At 71.1% G+C, this 19652-nt stretch carries 17 protein-coding genes; 7 read left to right on the plus strand and 10 right to left on the minus strand.

The features are described 5' to 3' along the window. Positions 1–70: 70 nt before the first annotated feature. Entirely contained in the window at positions 71–1297 is a 1227-nt protein-coding gene (locus EOT10_RS25620) for an RNA-guided endonuclease InsQ/TnpB family protein (protein WP_127830685.1), read from the plus strand. 12 nt (positions 1298–1309) lie between these two features. On the opposite strand, the gene EOT10_RS25625 is transcribed toward EOT10_RS25620, so the two are convergent. The 3 genes from EOT10_RS25625 to EOT10_RS25635 form a co-directional block, all read right to left on the minus strand. After that, entirely contained in the window at positions 1310–3043 is a 1734-nt protein-coding gene (locus tag EOT10_RS25625) for an acyclic terpene utilization AtuA family protein (RefSeq protein ID WP_431313321.1), read from the minus strand. Further along, positions 3040–3834, minus strand: coding sequence for a TIGR03084 family metal-binding protein (locus EOT10_RS25630; RefSeq protein WP_127830686.1), 795 nt, complete (start codon positions 3832–3834; stop codon positions 3040–3042). Before EOT10_RS25630 ends, EOT10_RS25625 begins: the two co-directional genes overlap by 4 nt. Positions 3835–3999: 165 nt before the next feature. Further along, positions 4000–4950, minus strand: a complete 951-nt coding sequence (locus EOT10_RS25635; protein WP_223281196.1) for an EamA family transporter — start codon at positions 4948–4950, stop codon at positions 4000–4002. A gap of 364 nt (positions 4951–5314) precedes the next feature. Between EOT10_RS25635 and EOT10_RS25640 the strand changes: the two genes are divergently transcribed. Continuing rightward, complete coding sequence (locus tag EOT10_RS25640; RefSeq protein WP_223281190.1) at positions 5315–6238, plus strand: LysR family transcriptional regulator; 924 nt, start codon at positions 5315–5317, stop codon at positions 6236–6238. Here the strand turns inward: EOT10_RS25640 and EOT10_RS25645 are convergent. After that, complete coding sequence (locus EOT10_RS25645) at positions 6228–9134, minus strand: FAD-binding and (Fe-S)-binding domain-containing protein (protein WP_127830688.1); 2907 nt, start codon at positions 9132–9134, stop codon at positions 6228–6230. The genes EOT10_RS25640 and EOT10_RS25645 overlap by 11 nt on opposite strands. A gap of 167 nt (positions 9135–9301) precedes the next feature. Here EOT10_RS25645 and serC point away from each other — a divergent pair, with 167 nt between their 5' ends. Next, positions 9302–10420, plus strand: a complete 1119-nt coding sequence (gene serC / locus EOT10_RS25650; RefSeq protein WP_127830689.1) for a phosphoserine transaminase — start codon at positions 9302–9304, stop codon at positions 10418–10420. A gap of 75 nt (positions 10421–10495) precedes the next feature. On the opposite strand, the gene EOT10_RS25655 is transcribed toward serC, so the two are convergent. Continuing rightward, positions 10496–11470 carry a WD40 repeat domain-containing protein gene (locus EOT10_RS25655; RefSeq protein ID WP_127830690.1) on the minus strand — a complete coding sequence of 325 codons (975 nt, stop codon included), beginning with the start codon at positions 11468–11470 and terminating at the stop codon, positions 10496–10498. Between the two features lie 73 nt (positions 11471–11543). Here EOT10_RS25655 and EOT10_RS25660 point away from each other — a divergent pair, with 73 nt between their 5' ends. Further along, positions 11544–12242, plus strand: a complete 699-nt coding sequence (locus tag EOT10_RS25660; protein ID WP_127830750.1) for a GDSL-type esterase/lipase family protein — start codon at positions 11544–11546, stop codon at positions 12240–12242. 30 nt (positions 12243–12272) lie between these two features. After that, positions 12273–13268, plus strand: a complete 996-nt coding sequence (locus EOT10_RS25665) for an aldo/keto reductase (protein ID WP_127830691.1) — start codon at positions 12273–12275, stop codon at positions 13266–13268. Positions 13269–13398: 130 nt separating this feature from the next. On the opposite strand, the gene thpR is transcribed toward EOT10_RS25665, so the two are convergent. The 4 genes from thpR to EOT10_RS25685 form a co-directional block, all read right to left on the minus strand. Beyond that, positions 13399–13968, minus strand: coding sequence for an RNA 2',3'-cyclic phosphodiesterase (gene thpR, locus EOT10_RS25670; protein ID WP_127830692.1), 570 nt, complete (start codon positions 13966–13968; stop codon positions 13399–13401). Between the two features lie 95 nt (positions 13969–14063). Further along, entirely contained in the window at positions 14064–15272 is a 1209-nt protein-coding gene (locus tag EOT10_RS25675) for a TIGR03118 family protein (protein WP_127830693.1), read from the minus strand. 152 nt (positions 15273–15424) lie between these two features. Further along, positions 15425–16768, minus strand: coding sequence for an MFS transporter (locus EOT10_RS25680; protein ID WP_127830694.1), 1344 nt, complete (start codon positions 16766–16768; stop codon positions 15425–15427). A 63-nt stretch (positions 16769–16831) separates the two neighbouring features. Beyond that, positions 16832–17269: a MarR family winged helix-turn-helix transcriptional regulator gene (locus EOT10_RS25685; protein ID WP_127830695.1), complete on the minus strand. Its 438-nt coding sequence runs from the start codon at positions 17267–17269 to the stop codon at positions 16832–16834. A 153-nt stretch (positions 17270–17422) separates the two neighbouring features. Between EOT10_RS25685 and EOT10_RS25690 the strand changes: the two genes are divergently transcribed. Beyond that, positions 17423–17605, plus strand: coding sequence for a ribbon-helix-helix protein, CopG family (locus EOT10_RS25690; protein WP_189492065.1), 183 nt, complete (start codon positions 17423–17425; stop codon positions 17603–17605). Between the two features lie 38 nt (positions 17606–17643). On the opposite strand, the gene EOT10_RS25695 is transcribed toward EOT10_RS25690, so the two are convergent. Continuing rightward, on the minus strand, positions 17644–19092 hold the full coding sequence (locus EOT10_RS25695; protein ID WP_127830697.1) for an NCS2 family permease: 1449 nt from the start codon (positions 19090–19092) through the stop codon (positions 17644–17646). Positions 19093–19338: 246 nt separating this feature from the next. Between EOT10_RS25695 and EOT10_RS25700 the strand changes: the two genes are divergently transcribed. Beyond that, complete coding sequence (locus EOT10_RS25700; protein WP_127830698.1) at positions 19339–19605, plus strand: DUF2530 domain-containing protein; 267 nt, start codon at positions 19339–19341, stop codon at positions 19603–19605. Positions 19606–19652 lie beyond the last annotated feature (47 nt).

A 19652-nucleotide genomic window follows, 5' to 3' on the forward strand; every position in this document is an offset into this window, starting at 1 on the left:
CTGTTCGGTGATTCGACCCACAGCTTGCAGGGGCTCTCAACTGTCGTACCTCCCGGCTAGGTTGGCGTTCATGACGACATCGCAGGAAAAGGCGGAGGGTGCCGGGCACGCCCGGTATACCTACCGTCTGCGCGTGTCGTCTTCGGCTGCTGCCGCCCTGGATTCGGAGTGGGCGCGGTGCCGGTGGATCTGGAACGAATGCGTCGCCCGTTCGAGGAGAGCGCACGCGGAGGGCGAGAAGTGCGGTCCGGCCCACCTCGATAAGATGCTGACCGAGGCCCGTACCTCCAACGGATGGCTGCGGGAGGGTTCTTCGGTTCCGCAGCAGCAGATCGTCCGGGACTTCGGAAAGTCCCGCGCGAAGGCGCTGAAGGACATCAAGGCCCGGCTGCCACAGCGGCAGCGTGCCGGGATGCCGAAGTACAAGAAGAAGCGCGAGTCCAGGCCGACCCTGAACTACACACGGCGCGGGTTCCGGATCAAGGACGGCCGTCTGCACCTGGCAGGCGGAATCGTGCTGGGTGTCGTGTGGTCGCGGAGGCTGCCCGCCGATCCGTCCAGCGTGCGCGTGTACCAGGACAGTCTCGGCCACTGGTACGCCAGCCTCGTCGTCCCCACCCAGCTTCAGCCGCTGCCGTCGACCGGCCGTGTGATCGGGATCGACTGGGGCGTCAGTCAGACCGCGACCACCACCAGCGACGCTCACGACCTGGCCCACCCACAGCACGGAAACACTGCCGGAATGAAACTCACCCGGTACCAGCGGATGATGGCGCGCCGCAAACCAGCACGCGGGCAGGCCGCATCGAAGGGCTACCGCGAGGCGAAGCGGCAGACCGCGAAAATCCACAAGAAGGCCGCCCGGCAGCGCCAGGACACCGGACGCAAGTGGGCCAAACGCGTCGTGACCGACCACGACGCCCTCGCCGTGGAGGACTTCCGCCCGAAGTTCCTCGCGAAGTCCACCATGGCCCGCAAAGCCGCCGACGCCGCGATCAGCGCCACCAAGCAGGCCCTCACCGAGATGGCCCGCAAACACGGACGCATCGTTCACCTTGTCCACCCCGCGCACACCACCATGGACTGCGCACAGTGCGGAGCGAGAGCCAAGCACGCACTACCTCTTTCCGAACGTACCTACACGTGCACCGCGTGCGGAACGGTGTCCCCCAGGGACAAGAACTCCGCCCGCGTGATGCTCGTCCGGGCTGGTCTCAACCCGGCTGGTGCCGATCGTGCAAGACCTGCAGGACCGCCGGTCCGCAGGCAACGTGAGCCAGGAATCCCCTCCCATTAGGGAGGGGAGGATTCAAAGCAGGACCTCCGGTATGTCCAGATGACGGGAGCGCAGCCACTCGCCGAGCCCCTTGGCCTGCGGGTCGAAACGGTGCCGGGATGCGACGCCCTGGCCCAGGAGGCCGGTGACGGTGAAGTTGAGGGCGCGCAGGTTGGGCAGTACATGGCGTACGACGGTCAGCGGGCGGGTCTCGGGCAGCAGCTCCCGGAAGCGCTCGACGGTCAGCTCGTGCGCGAGCCACGCCCACGCGTCGTCGCCGTCCACCCACACCCCCACGTTGGCGTCGCCGCCCTTGTCGCCGCTGCGCGCCCCGGCGACGGCCCCGAGGGGGACGCGGCGGGTGGGGCCGGGCGGCGGGGGCGCGGGCAGGGGCGGCGGCTCCACGTCCGAGAGGGCGCGGGTGGCGCCGTCGTACGTGATCAACTGCCGTTCCCCGTACGGCAGTACGGCCACCTGCTCGACGTCGGCCCGGTCCACGTACGCCGCCTCGAACACCCCGTACGGCGCGGCCTTCCCTGGCGGGGCCGTCACGTGGAAGCCGGGATAGCTGCCGAGCGCCAGCTCGATCGCGGCGCTGCTGAGGGTGCGGCCCACCGTGTCCGCGTCGGCGTCCCGGACGACGAGCCTCAGCAGCGCGCTCGCCGTCTCCTGCGTCTCCGCGTCCGGGCGGTCCGTGCGGGCCAGCTCCCATGTCACCTGCGCGGGCCGGGACTTGGCCCGCGCGAACGCGTCGTCCATCTGGTCCCGTACGAGCGCCGCCTTGGCCTCGATGTCGAGACCGGTGAGCACGAACACGACCTCGTTGCGGAACCCGCCGAGCCGGTTGAGGCCCGCCTTGAGGGTGGGCGGCGGCGCCTCGCCGCGTACGCCGTCCACGCGGACGCGGTCCGGCGCCTCCTGCGTGAGCCGTACGGTGTCGAGGCGCGCGGTCACGTCGGGCCCCGCGTACCGGGCGCCGCCCGTCTCGTAAAGCAGCTGCTCCGTCACCGTGCCCACGTCGACGAACCCGCCCGTGCCGGGGTGCTTGGTGATGACGCAGGAGCCGTCCTCGTGGAGCTCGGCGAGGGGGAAGCCGGGGCGGCGAAGCTCACTGGCGCGCTCCTTGAAGCGAGAGTGGTTGCCGCCCGTCGCCTGCGTGCCGCACTCCAGGAGGTGCCCGGCGACGACGGCCCCCGCGAGCCTGTCGTACGCGTCCTGCGCCCACCCGAAGTGCCAGGCCGCGGGCCCGGTGACGAGCGCGGCGTCGGTGACGCGCCCGGTGACCACGATGTCGGCGCCGGCCGCGAGGCAGGCGGTGATGCCGGCGCCGCCGAGGTAGGCGTTGGCGGTGAGCGCGCCGGGGAAACGTCCGCCCGGCGCGAGGTCGTCGCCCTCGACGTGCGCCACGCGCGCGTGGAGCCCGAGCCGGGCCGCCAACTCCCTTACTGCGTCCGCGAGTCCGGCCGGATTGAGGCCGCCCGCGTTCGCGACGATCCGCACGCCCCGGTCGAGCGCGAGGCCGAGGGTCTCCTCCAACTGGCGCAGGAACGTGCGGGCGTAGCCGCGCGCGGGGTCCTTCAGGCGGTCGCGGCCCAGGATGAGCATGGTCAGTTCGGCGAGATAGTCGCCGGTCAGGACGTCGAGGGGGCCGCCTTCGAGCATCTCGCGCAGGGCGTCGAAGCGGTCGCCGTAGAAGCCGGAGGCGTTGCCGACGCGCAGGACGTCCCCGCTCACGGCACGGCCGCCTCCGCCGGGGGTCCCGCTCACGCCGCCGACCCTTTCGCCGCGCGTCCCGCTCCTGGCGGGCCCGCGAAGGCCTGGGCGATGTCCAGCCAGTGGTCGGCGTCCACGCCTTCCGCGTGTACGTCGAGGTCGTCGCGGTGCGCGCGCTGCGTCACGAGGAGGCAGAAGTCGAGCGCGGTCCCGGTCACCCGCTGGGCGGCACCCTCGGGCCCGTAGGTCCACAGGTCGCCGGAGGGGGCGGTGAGTTCGACGCGGAACTCGTCCGCGGGCGGGGTGAGGCCGCGTGCGGCGAAGGCGAAGTCGCGGGCCCGGACACCGATCCTGGCCACGTGCCGCAGCCGGTCGGTGGGTTTGCGTACGACGCCCAGCGCGTCCGCCACGTCCTGCCCATGGGCCCAGGTCTCCATGAGCCGGCCCGTCGCCATGGAGGCGGCCGACATGGGTGGCCCGTACCAGGGGAAGCGCGTTCCGGCGGGGGCGGCGGCCAGGGCGCGGAGGAGTTCCTCGCGGCCCGCGCGCCAGCGGGCGAGCAGCTCGGCGGGCGGCAGCGCGGCGCCCGCCTCCGCTCCCTCGTCGACGAAGGCGTCGGGCGCGGCGACGGCGTCCCGCACGAGGGCGGCGAACGCGTCGGCGTCCGTCACGGCGAGCAGGGCGGAGTGGTCGGTCCACGCCAGATGCGCGATCTGGTGGGCGACGCTCCAGCGGGGCGCGGGCGTCGCGAGAGCCCAGCGGTCCTCGCTCAGCTCACTGACGATCCGGTCGAGTTCGGCGCTCTCACTGCGCAGATCCTCGAGCACGGCCAACGGGTCGGACACGATGCGCTCCCCTCCGGGGCACGACGGCGTGCCCCGGAGCATGGCAGCGCCCGGAGAAACAATCAAGCGTGCTTGTATGAAAATTGGCCAAGACGTAGGGCAAGACGAAGGGCCCTGCGCGAGTCCGCACAGGGCCCTATGTCACCGGGGCCGGGGGAGGCAGGCCTACGCCTCGGCCTCCACCTCCGTCGCCTCCGCCTTCGGCTTCGCCTCCGTCACCTTCGCCCGCCCCCGCCCCACCTGCGTACGCACCGCGCCGATGCTGGCCGCGATGACCAGGGCGATCGCGAGGGCGCCGACGGCGGACAGAGCCTGGTTCAGGATCAGGAACCCGGCGAGCGCGGCGATGGCCGGTTCCAGACTCATCATCACGGCGAACGTGGACGCGGGCAGGCGGCGCAGGGCGAGGAGTTCGAGGGTGTACGGCAGGACGGACGACAGGACGGCGACGGCCGCCCCGAGGCCGATCGTCGACGGCACGACGAGCCGGGACCCGGACGCCGCGATGCCGAGCGGCAGGCAGAGCACGGCCGCGACCGCCATCGCGAGGGCGAGACCGTCCGCCTGCGGGAAACGGCGCCCCGTACGGGCGCTGAAGACGATGTACGCCGCCCACATGCCGCCCGCCGCGACGGCGAAGGCCGCGCCGACCAGGTCGAGGTCGCCGAACCCGCCCCCGCCGAGCAGGAACACGCCACAGAGCGCGAGGCCCGCCCAGACCGCGTTGACCAGGCGCCGGGAGGCGAGGACCGACAGGGCGAGCGGGCCGAGGACCTCAAGGGTCACGGCCGGGCCCAGGGGGATCCGCGACGCCGCCTGGTAGAAGAGCATGTTCATGCCGCCCATGGCGACGCCGAAGGTGATGACGGTGCCCCAGTCCGCGCGCGAGTGGCCGCGCAGCTTGGGCCGGCATACGACGAGCATCACGAGGGCGGCGACCACCAGGCGCAGGGTGACCACGCCGACCGCGCCCGCGCGCGGCATCAGGCTCACCGCGACGGCCGCGCCGAACTGCACCGACACACAGCCGCCGAGCACGAGCCCGACCGGGCCGAGGGCGCCCCAGCGGGAGCCCTTCACCGCCGCGCCCTCGGGGGCGGGGGTCACGCCCGCCACCTCCGGCTGCGCCACCGCGGCCTCCGACTGCACCAGTACGGCGGCCGCCGCGTCGGCGCCGGCCGCCGCGCGGTCGGTACGTGAGACGTTCACGCCTTGTGCCTTCCCTTTCCCCACCGCCACCCACAGTTCATCAGGGTGGACTCCACCGTCCAAGGTAGTACACCGCGTCATGATCGTGGACCCGTTATACGGCTGACGTGCCGCTGACGTGCCACCACCATGCCGACCGTCGTGCCACTGCCCTGCCGGCCCTCGTACGCGGTTGACGTACGCGGTCGGCCGGCAAAGGCCCACCTGCCAAGCTAAGTCGCCGCGCGCGGTCCGTGAAATGCCGACTGCGCTCCCGTTATGCTCCGCAGGCATGAGCGGTCCGCATGCCCTCCACTCGCTGGAACTGCGCCATCTGCGCTGCTTCCTCGCCATCGCCGAGGAGGGCAACGTCACACGCGCCGCCGCCCGCCTCCGCCTCACCCAGCCCGCCGTCTCCCGCACCCTCGCCGCCCTGGAGGACGCGCTCGGCGTACGGCTCGTCGACCGCTCCACCCACCACCTCGCGCTGACCCCCGAGGGCCGGGCGTTCCAGGAGAGCGCGACGGCAGCCGTCGCCGCGTTCGAGGACGCCCTCGACTCGGTACGCACGGTGCGGCGCCCGCTGCGCGTCGGGCACGCCTGGTCGGCGGCGGGCCCGTACACGACACCCCTGCTGCGGCGCTGGCGCGAGCGGCACCCCGACGTACCGCTCGAACTCCTGCGCATCGACGACCGCACCGCCGGGCTGACCCGCGGCGCCGTGGACGTCGCGCTCCTGCGCGGACCCGTGGACGCGCCCGGCCTGGTCACCGAACTCCTCTACACGGAGAGCCGGGTCGCCGCCGTGCCCTCCGACAGCCCTCTGTCCGCGCGCGCCGAGCTGGCCCTCGCCGACCTCTCCGCGCACACCATCGCCCTGAACCCCGTCTCCGGCAGCACCGCCCTCGACCTCTGGCCGCCCGCCGACCGGCCCACCGCGACGATCATCGTGGCCAACACGGACGACTGGCTCGCGGCCATCGCGGGCGACCGCGCGGTGGGCGTCACGACGACCGCCACCCCCGGCATGCACCCGCACCCGGGCGTCGTCTACGTCCCCCTGACGGACGCCCCCGACCTGCCCGTGGTCCTCGCCTGGCGCGACGGCCCGCGCCACCCGGCGGTACGGGACCTGGTGACGCTGGCCCACGAGGTCGTACCCCCCGACGCCACCCGGCCTACGGGACCCACGAAACCCACGCGCCCTAGGGGGTGACCCCCCGTACCTCCCCCAGCGCCTCCGCCAGCACCTCCGCCAGATGCCTCCCCGGGCGCCCGCCCCGCCCCGCCGACTGCTCCAGCTGCGTGCGGCACGAGAAGCCGTCCGCGAGGATCACCGTCTCCTCGCCGACGGCGCGGACGGCGGGCAGGAGCTGTTCCTCCGCGCAGGCCACCGACACGTCGTAATGGCCGTCCTCGAAGCCGAAGTTGCCCGCGAGACCGCAGCAGCCGCCGCTCAACTCGCCCGCCAGGCCCGCCTTTTCGCGCAGCCGCCGTTCGGCCGCGTCGCCGAGGACCGCGTGCTGGTGGCAGTGCGTCTGGCCCGCGACGGGACGGTCGACGCGGGGCGGGTCCCAGTGCGGGGCGAGCCGTTCCAGGGCCTGCGCGAACGTGAGGACCGAGTCGGCGAGGCGCCGCGCGCGCGGGTCGTCCGGCAGCAGTTCCGGCAGGTCCGTGCGCAGCGCCGCCGCACAGGACGGCTCCAGAACGACGACGGGCAGCCCCGCGTCGACGACCGGCCGCATCAGGTCGAGAGTGCGGCGCAGGACGGCGCGGGCGCGGTCGAGCTGGCCCGTGGAGACGTACGTGAGACCGCAGCAGACGCGGCCGCGACGCGCCGTGAGCGTGTCGGCGACCGCCGAGAAGCCGTCCGGCGCATACGTGAGGACCCGCGTCGGGGGCAGCGCCACGGACAGCCCCGCCTCTTCGAGGACGCGGACGGCAGCCCGTCCGACCTGCGGCGCGAGGTGGTCCGTGAACGTGTCCGGCCACAGCACGACCCGGGGCCCGTCACCCCCCGACCGCGCCTCGCCGCCGCGCCTCCCCCACCAGGTACTGAACGTCTCGGTGGCCACGCGCGGGATCCGGCGCTCGGCCGCGATCCCACCGAGCCACTTGCCGATCGCCGCCAACGGGCCCACGCCCGCAAGGGAGTTGACCAGGGCGGCCGACCGCGTACGCGCCACGACCCGCAGCCAGCGCGGCAGCCACCCCATGGAGTAGTGCGCCGCGGGCCGCCGGCGCCCCTCGTAGTGGTGGTGCAGGAACTCCGCCTTGTACGTGGCCATGTCGACGCCGACGGGGCAGTCGGAGCGGCACCCCTTGCAGGACAGGCACAGGTCGAGCGCGTCCCGTACCTCCGTGGACCGCCACCCGTCCGTGACGACTTCGCCCGCGAGCATCTCGTGCAGCAGGCGCGCGCGCCCGCGCGTGGAGTGCGTCTCGTCGCCGGTCGCCCGGAACGACGGGCACATGACGCCGCCGCCCGCAGGCGCCTTCTCCGTACGGCACTTGGCGACGCCGACGCAGCGGCGGACGGCGGCGGAGAAGTCGCCGCCATCGTGCGGGTAGCCGAACTCGACGTCGACGGGCTCGCGCGGCAGCACGGCGAAGCGCAGGTTCTCGTCGAGGCGATGAGGGCGGACCAGCATGCCCGGATTGAGGAGCCCGTCCGGGTCCCACACGTCCTTGATCCGCTCGAAGAGGCGCACCATGTCCGGCCCGTACATCTTCGGGAGCAGCTCCGCGCGGGCCTGCCCGTCGCCATGCTCCCCGGACAGCGATCCACCGTGCGCGACGACGAGTCCGGCCAGGTCCTCCGAGAACCGCCGGAACCGCCGCACCCCGGCATCCCCAAGGAGATCGAAGTCGATGCGTACGTGGATGCAGCCGTCACCGAAGTGCCCGTACGGCGTGCCGCGCAGCCCGTGCTCGGCCAGCAAGCCCCTGAAGTCCCGCAGATACGGGCCGAGGCGGGCGGGCGGCACCGCGCAGTCCTCCCAGCCGGGCCACGCCTCGGTACCGTCGGGCATACGGGTCGCGGTCCCGGAGGCGTCCTCGCGGACGCGCCACAGCGCGCGCTGCCCCGCCGGGTCGTCGACGATCAGGGAGTCCGTCGTCCCGTCGGCCGCGGCCCGCACGATCACCTCGGCACGCGCGCGTGCCTCGGCCGCCGACTCCCCACCGGTCTCGACGAACAGCCAGGCATCCCCCTTGGGCAGGCCGGACCGGTCCCGTACGAGGTCGGCCGCCATGCCCTCCACGGTGAGCGGCCCCAGCGGCAGGAGCCCCGCGGCGGCTTCGGCGGCGGCGCTCTCGTCGGCGTAGGCGAGCACGGCGAGGGCACGCGCGCGGGGCGCCTCGACGAGCCGGACGGCGGCTTCGGTGACGATCCCGAGGGTGCCTTCGGTGCCGCAGAGGAAGCGGGCGAGGTCCACGCCGTTCTCGGGGAGCAGGGCGTCGGCGGCGTATCCGGAGATGCGGCGCGGCAGGTCGGGGAACCCGGTCCGCAGAAGCGCCAAATCGCCCTCGACCAGCGGACGAAGGCCTGTGGGCGCGCCCTCCCAACCCCGCCCCAGCACACGCTCCCGGAAACCACCGTCCGGCTCACGCCGCACGACCGACAGCTCCCGCACGTTGTCCGCCGTCGTCCCCCAGGCCACCGAATGGGACCCGCACGAGTTGTTCCCGATCATCCCGCCGAGCGTGCACCGGCTGTGCGTGGACGGATCGGGCCCGAACCTCAGCCCGTGCGGGGCGGCAGCCTCCTGGAGCCGGTCGAGCACGACACCCGGCTGGACGACGGCCGTCCGGGACTCGGCATCGACATCCACGATGCGATTCATGTACCGCGTGAAGTCGAGAACGACGCCCGTCCCGGTCGCCTGCCCCGCGATGGACGTACCACCCCCACGCGCCACCACGGCCACGCCCCGCACCCGGCACACGGCCAGGACGGCCACCACGTCGTCCGCATCACGCGGCGAGACGACCCCTAGGGGCACGCGACGGTAATTGGAGGCGTCCATGGTCGTGAGGGCACGCGCGGTCACAGAGAAGTCGACGTCCCCACGAACAACACGACGCAGCGCTTTCTCGACACCTTCAGCCATGCCTCCCAGCATGCCCACGTGTCAGGCCCACATATCCAGCCCGTCCGGCGCACCATTCAGCCCGTCCGGCGTTTGAGGACCGGGGTCCGGGGCGGAGCCCCGAGGCGCAAGTCTCACCGAACGGACACACGGCATGCCGGGTTCCAATGACCCGCTACCCTCAAGCCGTGGCTGAGATCCAGATTCCCGCTGACATCAAGCCCGCCGACGGACGTTTCGGCGCGGGCCCCTCCAAGGTGCGCACGGAGGCGCTGGACGCCCTGGCCGCAACCGGCACGTCCCTGCTCGGCACCTCCCACCGCCAGGCCCCGGTCAAGAACCTGGTCGGCCGCGTCCGCGAGGGCGTGAAGGACCTGTTCTCCCTCCCCGAGGGCTACGAGGTGATCCTGGGCAACGGCGGCTCCACCGCCTTCTGGGACATCGCGACCCACGGCCTGATCGAGAACAAGTCGCAGCACCTGAACTTCGGCGAGTTCTCCTCCAAGTTCGCGAAGGCGTCCAAGCTGGCCCCGTGGCTGGCCGAGCCGACCGTCATCGCCTCCGAGCCGGGCACGCACCCCGAGCCGCAGGCCGAGGCGGGCGTCGACGTGTACGGCCTCACGCACAACGAGACCTCCACCGGTGTCGCCGCCCCCATCAAGCGCGTGGCGGGTGCCGACGAGGGCGCCCTCGTCCTGGTGGACGCGACGTCCGGCGCCGGCGGCCTGCCCGTCGACATCGCCGAAACGGACGTCTACTACTTCGCCCCGCAGAAGTCCTTCGCCTCGGACGGCGGCCTGTGGCTGGCGGCGTTCTCGCCGGCCGCGATCGAGCGCGCCGAGCGCATCCACGCGTCGGGCCGGCACATCCCGGAGTTCTTCTCGCTGCCTACAGCGATCGACAACTCCCGCAAGAACCAGACGTACAACACCCCGGCGCTCGCCACCCTCTTCCTGCTCGGTGAGCAGCTGGAGTGGATGAACAGCCAGGGCGGTCTCGCGTTCACGACGGCCCGTACGAAGGACTCGTCGTCGCGCCTGTACAACTGGGCCGAGGAGTCGAAGTACGCGACGCCGTTCGTCACGGACGCGGCGAAGCGCTCGCAGGTCATCGGCACGATCGACTTCGACGACTCGGTCGACGCCGCCGCGGTCGCCAAGGTCCTGCGCGCCAACGGCATCGTGGACACGGAGCCGTACCGCAAGCTCGGCCGCAACCAGCTGCGCATCGCGATGTTCCCGGCGATCGACCCGGCGGACGTCGAGGCGCTGACGAAGTGCATCGACTACGTGATCGAGAAGCTCTAGTCACCAGCTCCGGCTCTACGTCGATGGGGCGCCCGGCACTGGCCGGGCGCCCCATCGACGTATCACCCTCTACCGCTACCGCTTGGGCCGCCGCACCAGCCGGCCGATGCCGAAGACGGCGATGACCCCGGCGACGATCCCGACCGCGCTCGCGCTGAAGCCGGTGTCGATGCGCCCGTCGCCCGACCCTTCGGACCCCGACGGCGACTTCGGGCCACCGCCCGCCCCGCCCTCGACCTGCACGGGCTGCACCGCACTCCCCCGCCCCTCGCTCCCGTAGAGCAGTGTCTTCCCGTCGAGGGTGTACGTGACGGACTCGCCCTGCGGCTGCGTCGGCACGTTCAGCTGCCCCTCGCGCTTCGGCTTCCCGTCCTTCCACGCGTACGAGATGCCACCGAAGTAGCCGCGCAGGGCGAGATGCCGGCCGTCGGGCGAGAACGCGCCGTCCGTGACCCACAGGTCGATGCCGGCGACGCGCCGGAACACGTTCGTGCCGGCGGCGGACAGCGTGGCGGGGCCTTCGTACAGGCCGCCGCCGTCCTCGTTCTTCTCGGCGATGTAGACGCGCCCGGTCTTCGGATGGACCATCAGCGCCTCGGCGTTGCGCGGGCCGTCCGCGTAATTCACGACGTACTGCGTCGCCCGTACCGTCTGGTCGCGCAGCTCCTTCGGCTCGGGCAGCTTGTAGATCCACACGTGGGACCAGGAGCCGCCGAGGTTGTCACCGATGTCGCCGACGTAGAGGTTGTCGTCGGGGCCGATCGAGATGGCCTCGACGTCACGCGGCGCGCCGATACCGGTCAGAGTGAGGGTGGCGACGGTCTTCCCGGTCTTCCCGTCGACCGCGTACAGGTACGGGCCGTCGCCGCTGTCGTTGTGCGTCCAGTAGATCCCCGGGTGGAGGCGGGACGCGGCGAGGCCGCTGGACTCGGTGATCCGGGGGTCCTTGATGGTGAACCCGTCGCTGCCGGGGTCGTCCGCCACGGCGGGAGCGGCGGCACCGAACGCGAGAACGACGGCGGCCCCTGCCGCACCCAGAAACGAACGCATGGCCCCAGCTTGCCAGGGTGGGCGTGCTCAGCGTCACACGCCCTGGCCGCCCATGATCCGCGATGATGAGCGGATGCTCAGGTTCATGTTCGTCGGCGACTCGATGACGATAGGCAGCGCGGGCGAACTGACCTGGCGCTACCGCATGTGGCAGCACCTGCGGGCCGCGTACGGAGACGGAGACAACGGGTTCGCCATCGTCGGCCCCCGCGACACGCTCTACGACAAGACAGCCGACGCACCCGTCTCCCACGACTACGCGGACGCCGACCCCGCCTTCCCGCGCGCTCACCTCGCCGGCTGGGGCGAGGGCTGGCTGCACATGGCTCCCGTCATCGAGGACGCCGTCGCCACCGCACGCGCCGACGTCCTCCTCATCTCGCTCGGCCTGATCGACCTCGGCTTCTACACCGACGCGGAGCAGACCGCGCTCAACGTCCGCGCCTTCGTCGCCGCCGCCCGCGCCGCGAACCCGCACGTGCGCCTCGTACTGCTCCCGGTCATCCCGAACGTGCGCGCCGAGACGGACGCGCCGTTCGCCGCCGAGGTCGCCCACTTCAACACGCTCCTCGCCAAGGCGGTCGCCGACCTCGACTCGGGCCGCTCACCCCTGCTCCTCGCCTCCGTGCCGGAGTCGTACGACATCCACGCGGACACGTACGACGGCACGCACCCGAACGCGAGCGGCGAGCACAAACTCGCGGACACGTTCGCCCGCGCGATGCGCCAGGCGTGGGGTCCGGTGGGCACGGGGCCCCGGGGCCTTGCCTAGAGCCCACTCCACGCCGTTGGCTTGTGTTCCATGAAGTACACGCAGCTCGGACGCACAGGACTCAAGGTCAGCCGGCTCGTTCTCGGCACGATGAACTTCGGCCCGCAGACCGACGAGGCCGACAGCCACGCGATCATGGACGCGGCGCTGGCCTCGGGGATCAACTACTTCGACACCGCCAATGTGTACGGCTGGGGCGACAACAAGGGCCGCACCGAGGAGATCATCGGCAGCTGGTTCGCCCGGGGCGGCGACCGGCGGGACAAGACGGTCCTGGCCACGAAGGTCTACGGCAACATGGGCGGCGCGGGCACCGACTCCCCCTGGCCCAACCACGACAAGCTCTCCGCGGTCAACATCCGGCGGGCGGTGGAGGCCAGCCTCAGGCGCCTCGGGACCGACTACATCGACATCTACCAGTTCCACCACGTGGACCGCAGCACTCCCTTCGAGGAGATCTGGCAGGCCGTCGACGTCCTGATCCAGCAGGGCAAGATCCTCTACGCCGGGTCGTCCAACTTCCCCGGCTACAAGATCGCCCAGGCGAACGAGACCGCCGCCCGGCGCGGGATGGTCGGCCTCGTCAGCGAGCAGTGCCTCTACAACCTCGCGGAGCGCCGCGCCGAGATGGAGGTCATCCCGGCCGCGCGGGAGTACGGCCTCGGGGTCATCCCCTGGTCGCCGCTGCACGGCGGACTGCTGGGAGGGGTCATCAAGAAGGAGGTCGAGGGGGGCCGCCGCGCGAGCGGCCGGGCCGCGGAAGCCCTCGGCGCCCCGGAGACGCGGGCGCAGCTCCAGGCGTACGAGGACCTGCTCGACAAGCACGGTCTCGAGCCGGGCGAGACGGCCCTGGCCTGGCTGCTCACGCGTCCGGGGGTGACGGGCCCCATCGTCGGCCCGCGCACGGCGGAGCAGCTCGACTCGGCGCTGCGCGCGGTCGAACTGGAACTGAGCGAGGAGATCCTCACGGCCCTGGAAGAAATCTTCCCTGGGCCGGGGCCGTCTCCGGAGGCGTTCGCCTGGTAGTCGGATGTGCCGGGGGCGCGGCGGTCGGTGTTACTTACCTACCGCCGCCGCCACCGCCACCACGCCGAACATCAGCACGAGCACACCGGCCATGATCCGGTTACGGGTCTTTGGGTCCACGCCTTCGAGGTTAACCTGCGGCGCCGAGCGGCCATCCGGCGACCTTCTCGTACCGCGGCTGCTCCCCGGCCACCCCGGAGCGCGGCAGATTGCTGCGTACGAGCCCCAGCTCGCCCACCGTCCACGTGCTGCCGCTGAACTCGTGGAGGACATCGACGAAGGGCCGCAGATCGGCGTGGTCGCGGCCACGGGCGACCGTCAGGTGCGGGTGGTAGCGGCGGTGCTCCTTCATCTCCACGCCCGCCCTGCGCGCCGCCGCCTCGGCCCGGTGGGCGAGGTGCGCAAGGGTGTCCAGGTCCCCCGTGGCGCCCACCCACAAGACCTGGCCGTCGAAGCGGCCGCCGCCCCCTATGGCCAGCTCGAACGGTGGCGTCTTGTGCGCGGCCCGCTCCAGCCGCTCCGACAGCTCCGGGACGAGGTCGTCGGCCACCTCACCGTAGAAGGCGAGCGTGTAGTGCCAGCCGGGGCGGCCCGTCCAGCGCAGCCGTCGCGCACCCGGCACGTTCTGCAACTGGTCGACCTCGCCCGCGAGTTCGGAGAGGGCCCGCTCCGGCGGCAGGACTGCGGCGAAGAGTCTCATGAGGTCAATATTCCCGGGCCGTCGGCCGAAAGCGAGGCAGGTGCCGGCCCGGCGGGTGTGGTCGGCCACCCGCCGGACCTTCATGGAGTGCGCGGTCAGTCCTCGGCGCGCAGGGTGCCCAGCAGGCCGTCCGCCTCGCCGTTGATGCCCGCGGCGAACCAGACGGAGTCCTTGCCGCCGGACTGCTTGGTGCCGCTCTGCAGGCCCCACAGGCCCTCGATCTCGATCGGGTCGCCGTTGCGGTGCTTCAGGGTTCCCTTGAACTTGCCGGTCTTCTTGTCGAAGACGTTGATGTGGCCGTCGCCGAAGTTGCCGACGAGCAGGTCACCGGCGAACTTCCCGAAGCCCTTGGGGGCGACTTCGAGACCCCACGGGGAGTTCAGCACATCCCCGTGCCCCTTCGTGTCGGTCCCGCTCACGAGGCGCCGAAGCAGCTTCCCCTCCGTGCTGTACACGTCGATGAAGCCGTGGCCGACGCCGGGGACGTCGTCATGCTTCTGGTCGTCCTGCAGGGCGTACGTCACGAAGACCTTCGAGCCGATCGTCTTGACGTCGAACGGTGCGTAGTGCGCGCCGTTGGGTCCCTCAGGAAGGTTCGGGTCCTCGAAGCGGCTGTCGGTCGGCGGTACGGGGTTGAAGTCCTTGTCGAAGACGTCGATGCGCGCGTCACTGAAGTTCGCGACGAGGATCCGCGACTCATCGCACTTCTCGTCCTTGCCGTGCTTCCCCTTGCCGTGCTTCCCCTTGTCGTCCTTGCCACGTACCAGCGCCAGGCCCTTGAAGGTGGCGTCCTCGTGAGCGACCGTGTCGACGCCCGTCCCGGTGATGTCCGGGTTCCAGGCGAAGAGGTCGCCGTGCTCCCCCGCGAAGAGGAACTTGGCGGGAGCCTTGGAGCCTTTGGGCCCGATCTGGAAGTCGTCGGTGTCGTTGCGTACGACCCCGGTCGGAGCGCCGTCCTGCGGGAAGTCCACCACCAGGGGCACGACGCTGACCGGCTGACCGTCCACGGCGCCGGTGTAGATCGTGGCATGGTCGGAGCCGTTGTCCGAGACCCACACCTGCCCGGTCTTCGCGAGCGCCAGGCCCCAGGGGTTGACCAGGTTCTTGTCCCGTACCTCCGCCCTGCCCGCGAGGTTGGACACAAGGTCCCTCTCCAGGAAGCCGTGGTCCGTCTTGCGCGGCGCCTCCCCGGGCCCGGGCGGGGCCGCCGCGCCGACGGCGCCGACGGTGCCCAGGGTCAGCGCGGCCGCCAGCAGCCGCTTGGTGAGTGGTCGGGGCCGGCGGACCGATGCCTGCTGTGCCATGTACGTGCTCTCCTCTGCCAGTGTGGGACAAACCGATAGAGGACATCAGATGTGACGTAAATCGCACAGCCCGGCCGACACGCGGCGTCCGGCGCACCGCCCCGTCGATCGGACCGCGCCCAACCGGCCCCACACCGAGGCGTCGCGCCCCGCTACGCGGCCGTGGCCAGCTGCTCGCGCGGGACGAACTGCACGTGCTGGGCGCCGCGCCGCAGGTCGAGCTTGAGCCGCAGGTTCGCGGCGCGGGCCAGCATCAGGCCGACGCCGACCGCCGCGGTGGCGCACACGACGCCGCCGATGGCGAAGCTGATCCGGACGCCGTACTGGTCGGCGAGCCAGCCGAAGAGGGGCCCGCCGAGCGGCGTACCGCCGGTGAAGACCATCATGAACAGGGACATGACGCGGCCCCGCATCTCGGGGTCGGTGGCCATCTGGACAGACGAGTTCGCGGTCACGTTGACCGTGAGTCCGAGGATGCCGAGGAGCACGATCAGCGGCGCGAAGGCCCACACGGCGGGCGAGAACGCGGCCACGACCTCCAGGACACCGAAGCCGACGGCGGCTCCGGCGAGGACGCGCAGGCGGGTCGAGCGGCGGCGGGCGGCGAGCAGCGCCCCGGCGAGGGAGCCGAAGGCCATCAGGGTGTTGAAGACGCCGTACATGCCGACCCCGCCGTGGAACACGTCGTCGGCGTACGCGCTGAGCCAGATCGGGAAGTTGAAGCCGAAGGTGCCGACGAAGCCGACGAGGACGATCGGCCAGATCAGCTCGGGGTGCTTGGAGACGTAGTTCAGGCCCTCGCGGAGCTGGCCCTTGCCGCGCGGGGTGCGGGGCGTGTGGTGCAGCTCGCGGGTGCGCATCAGCATCAGGCCGGTGAGCGGGGCGAGGAACGACAGGCCGTTGGCGAGGAACGCCCAGCCCGGACCGACGGCGGCGGTGAGCGCGCTCGCCACCGCGGGACCGATCAGGCGCGCCGACTGGAAGTTCGCCGAGTTCAGGCTGACCGCGTTGCGGACCTGGTCGGGGCCGACCATCTCGGAGACGAAGGACTGGCGGGTCGGGTTGTCGACGACGGTGACGAGGCCGGTGAAGAAGGCCGCGAGGTAGACGTGCCAGACCTGGACGTTGTCCGTGAGGGTGAGCGCGGCGAGGAAGAGCCCGGACAGGCTCATGGCGCCCTGGGTGAAGAACAGCAGCTTCCGCTTGGCGAAGCGGTCGGCTATGACGCCGCCGTAGAGGCCGAAGAGGAGCATCGGCAGGAACTGCATGGCGGTGGTGATGCCGACGGCCGTGGAGGAGCCGGTGATGCTGAGCACCAGCCAGTCCTGGGTGATGCGGGCCATCCAGGTGCCGGTGTTGGAGACGACGGCCCCGGTCGCGAAGAGCCGGTAGTTACGGATCTTCAGCGAGCTGAACATCGAGTTCTTGCGGGGGCGGTCGGTTGTGTCGAGGGCGGCTGGTGCGGGGGCGGAGTCTGCTCCGGGTCCCGTACTCAAAGTGGGTTCGCCTCCTTGGCGGCCGTGAACGGCGGGGTCGACGTACGCCCCGAAGGGCTTTCCTTACAGGTGTGCGAGCTTCTCCAGGACGGGCGCGGCGGCGCGGACCTTGGCCCACTCGTCGTCGTCGAGGTGGTCCACGAGGGATGCCAGCCAGGCGTTCCGCTTGCGGCGGCTCTCCTCGAGCATGGCCTCGGCCTGCTCGGTGGAGGTGACGACCTTCTGGCGGCGGTCCTCGGGGTGCGGCTCCAGCCGGACGAGTCCCTTGGCTTCGAGCAGCGCGACGATGCGGGTCATCGACGGGGGCTGCACGTGCTCCTTGCGGGCGAGTTCGCCCGGTGTCGCGCTGCCGCAGCGGGCGAGGGTGCCGAGCACCGACATCTCGGTGGGGCTCAGCGACTCGTCGACCCGCTGGTGCTTGAGTCGGCGTGACAGGCGCATCACTGCGGAGCGCAGGGCGTTCACGGCGGCTGCGTCGTCGCCATGGGTGAGGTCCGGCATGTTCTTAGGTTAACTCATTACTCTAGCTAAAGACCACTTGGTTCCCGTGACACGGGACACCGAATCCTCCCCGCCCCGGCGCGTCACCCATATGAGTGACGTGGACACGAAAAGTGACGCGCGGGCGGACGGGGGGCCGCGACTCTGTTGCGCATGGGATCGGAAGTGCTCAGCCTGCGGATAGACGGTGAGCTTCTCGACCGTCTCAAGAATCACGCCGCCAAAAGAGGAATGAGCGTCCAGGACTATGTGGTCCGGACGCTCATTCGTGACGACTTCGACGAACGCTTCAAAACGGCGGTCGAGGAGACGGAGAGGTTCTACGGTGCCGCGTGAGCACCGTGGCTCACGCGGCGACTAATTCGTGAGGGCGACTACTTCGTGAGGCCCAGCGCCGGCATCAGGTAGTAGAAGGCGAAGACCGCCGCGACGACGTACATCGCGACCGGCACCTGCTTGGCGCGGCCCGCCGCGACGCGCAGCACCGTGAAGGTGATGAAGCCCATCCCGATGCCGTTGGTGATCGAGTACGTGAACGGCATCATCAGCATCGTCACGAACGCCGGGATGGCGATCGTGTAGTCGCTCCAGTCGATCGCGCGGATCGACCCCGACAGGATCAGGAAGCCCACCGCGAGCAGCGCGGGCGTGGCCGCCTGGGACGGGACCATCGTGGCGACGGGCGTGAGGAACAGCGCGACGGCGAACAGACCGCCGGTGATCACGTTGGCGAAACCGGTGCGCGCACCCTCGCCGACACCGGCGGTGGACTCCACGAAGCAGGTGGTCGCCGACGAGGACGAGGCGCCGCCCGCGGCGACGGCGATGCCGTCGATGAAGAGCACCTTGTTCATGCCGGGCATCTGACCGTTCTCGTCGGTCAGCTTGGCCTCGTCACTGATGCCCATGATCGTGCCCATCGCGTCGAAGAAGCACGACAGCAGCACGGTGAAGACGAAGAGGATGCCGGTGAGCAGGCCGACCCGGTGGAACCCGCCGAAGATGCTGACGTTGCCGACGAGCCCGAAGTCCGGCATCTCGACCGGGTTGCCGGGCCACTTGGGCGTGGTCAGGCCCCAGCTGGGGACCTTGGCGACCGCGTCGATGACGACCGCGACGACCGTCATCACGACGATGGAGATCAGGATGGCGCCCGGCACCTTGCGCACGAGCAGGGCCAGGGTGAGCAGCACGCCGAGCACGAAGACGAGGACGGGCCAGCCGTTGAGGTGGCCGTTCGCGCCGAGCTGGAGCGGGACCGTGGTCTGCGCGGCGTCCGGGATGCGGGAGACGAAGCCCGAGTCGACCAGGCCGATCAGCATGATGAACAGGCCGATGCCGATCGCGATGCCCTTGCGCAGGCCCAGCGGCACGGCGTTCATGACCCGCTCGCGCAGGCCGGTCGCCACCAGGAGCATCACGACGAAGCCCGCGAGGACGACCATGCCCATCGCCTCGGGCCATGTCATGCGGGGCGCGAGCTGGAGGGCGACGACGGTGTTCACGCCGAGGCCGGCGGCGAGCGCGATCGGGACGTTGCCGATGACGCCCATGAGCAGGGTCGTGAAGGCCGCGGTCAGCGCGGTCGCGGTGACCAGCTGGCCGTTGTCGAGCTGGTGCCCGTACATGTCCTTCGCGCTGCCGAGGATGATCGGGTTCAGCACGATGATGTAGGCCATCGCGAAGAAGGTGGCGAAGCCACCCCGGATCTCGCGGCTGACGGTCGAACCCCGCTCGGAGATCTTGAAGTAACGGTCGAGGCCGTTCTTCGGGGCCGGGGGCGGCTCGGTGACATCGACCGGGGCGGGGGCCGAGGTGGACATGAATGACCTCTGAATCGGGATGCTGGTGGGGGCGCTGACTGGCGTCTATTTGGAGTTTTCTACGAACAGAAGCAGCCAGACACAGACTGTTTCAGTATGAACATCTAAGCAAAAAATCGCCATCTCTGCGCGTAGACCCTTGACCTGACAGGCCTGCACACCGCCTGACCTGGGGCGCGAGGGTCCGCACAGGCCGACCGCGGGACGCTTGTCAGCCGCGCGTGAGTGTCCTCGTAAGCTGTGCCCATGGAGAAGTGGACCCCTAAGCACGAGGCACCCGAGCCCCTCGAAGGGCCCGTGGTCGCCACCATCACGGGCGGCACGATCCTCTGGTTCGTCCTCTTCCTGGCACAGCTGCCGTTCTACGGCTGGTTCGAGGACCACGGCCACACCTGGTGGCTGTGGACGTGCCTGGCCGGAGCCGGCCTCGGACTCATCGGCATCTGGTACGTACGGGGCCGGGACAAGGCGCTCAAGCGCGCGGCGGCCGAAGCGGGCCAGGCACCCGAGTAGCCCTCTCCATCGGGTCGGCTCACCCGAGGGGTGAAGCCGCAAATCCG

Origin of the sequence: Streptomyces antnestii, from assembly GCF_004005495.1 — a bacterium.
Lineage (GTDB): Bacteria > Actinomycetota > Actinomycetes > Streptomycetales > Streptomycetaceae > Streptomyces > Streptomyces antnestii.

What these genes read in the sequence shown, in the direction of transcription:
- EOT10_RS25665 (WP_127830691.1), top strand. Translation starts at nt 12,273, where the DNA reads ATGAAGTACACGCAGCTCGGACGCACAGGACTCAAGGTCAGCCGGCTC.
- EOT10_RS25690 (WP_189492065.1), top strand. Translation starts at nt 17,423, where the DNA reads ATGGGATCGGAAGTGCTCAGCCTGCGGATAGACGGTGAGCTTCTCGAC.
- EOT10_RS25660 (WP_127830750.1), top strand. Translation starts at nt 11,544, where the DNA reads ATGCTCAGGTTCATGTTCGTCGGCGACTCGATGACGATAGGCAGCGCG.
- EOT10_RS25645 (WP_127830688.1), bottom strand. Translation starts at nt 9,134, where the DNA reads ATGGCTGAAGGTGTCGAGAAAGCGCTGCGTCGTGTTGTTCGTGGGGAC.
- EOT10_RS25620 (WP_127830685.1), top strand. Translation starts at nt 71, where the DNA reads ATGACGACATCGCAGGAAAAGGCGGAGGGTGCCGGGCACGCCCGGTAT.
- EOT10_RS25695 (WP_127830697.1), bottom strand. Translation starts at nt 19,092, where the DNA reads ATGTCCACCTCGGCCCCCGCCCCGGTCGATGTCACCGAGCCGCCCCCG.
- EOT10_RS25700 (WP_127830698.1), top strand. Translation starts at nt 19,339, where the DNA reads ATGGAGAAGTGGACCCCTAAGCACGAGGCACCCGAGCCCCTCGAAGGG.
- thpR (WP_127830692.1), bottom strand. Translation starts at nt 13,968, where the DNA reads ATGAGACTCTTCGCCGCAGTCCTGCCGCCGGAGCGGGCCCTCTCCGAA.
- EOT10_RS25685 (WP_127830695.1), bottom strand. Translation starts at nt 17,269, where the DNA reads ATGCCGGACCTCACCCATGGCGACGACGCAGCCGCCGTGAACGCCCTG.
- EOT10_RS25675 (WP_127830693.1), bottom strand. Translation starts at nt 15,272, where the DNA reads ATGGCACAGCAGGCATCGGTCCGCCGGCCCCGACCACTCACCAAGCGG.
- EOT10_RS25640 (WP_223281190.1), top strand. Translation starts at nt 5,315, where the DNA reads ATGAGCGGTCCGCATGCCCTCCACTCGCTGGAACTGCGCCATCTGCGC.
- EOT10_RS25655 (WP_127830690.1), bottom strand. Translation starts at nt 11,470, where the DNA reads ATGCGTTCGTTTCTGGGTGCGGCAGGGGCCGCCGTCGTTCTCGCGTTC.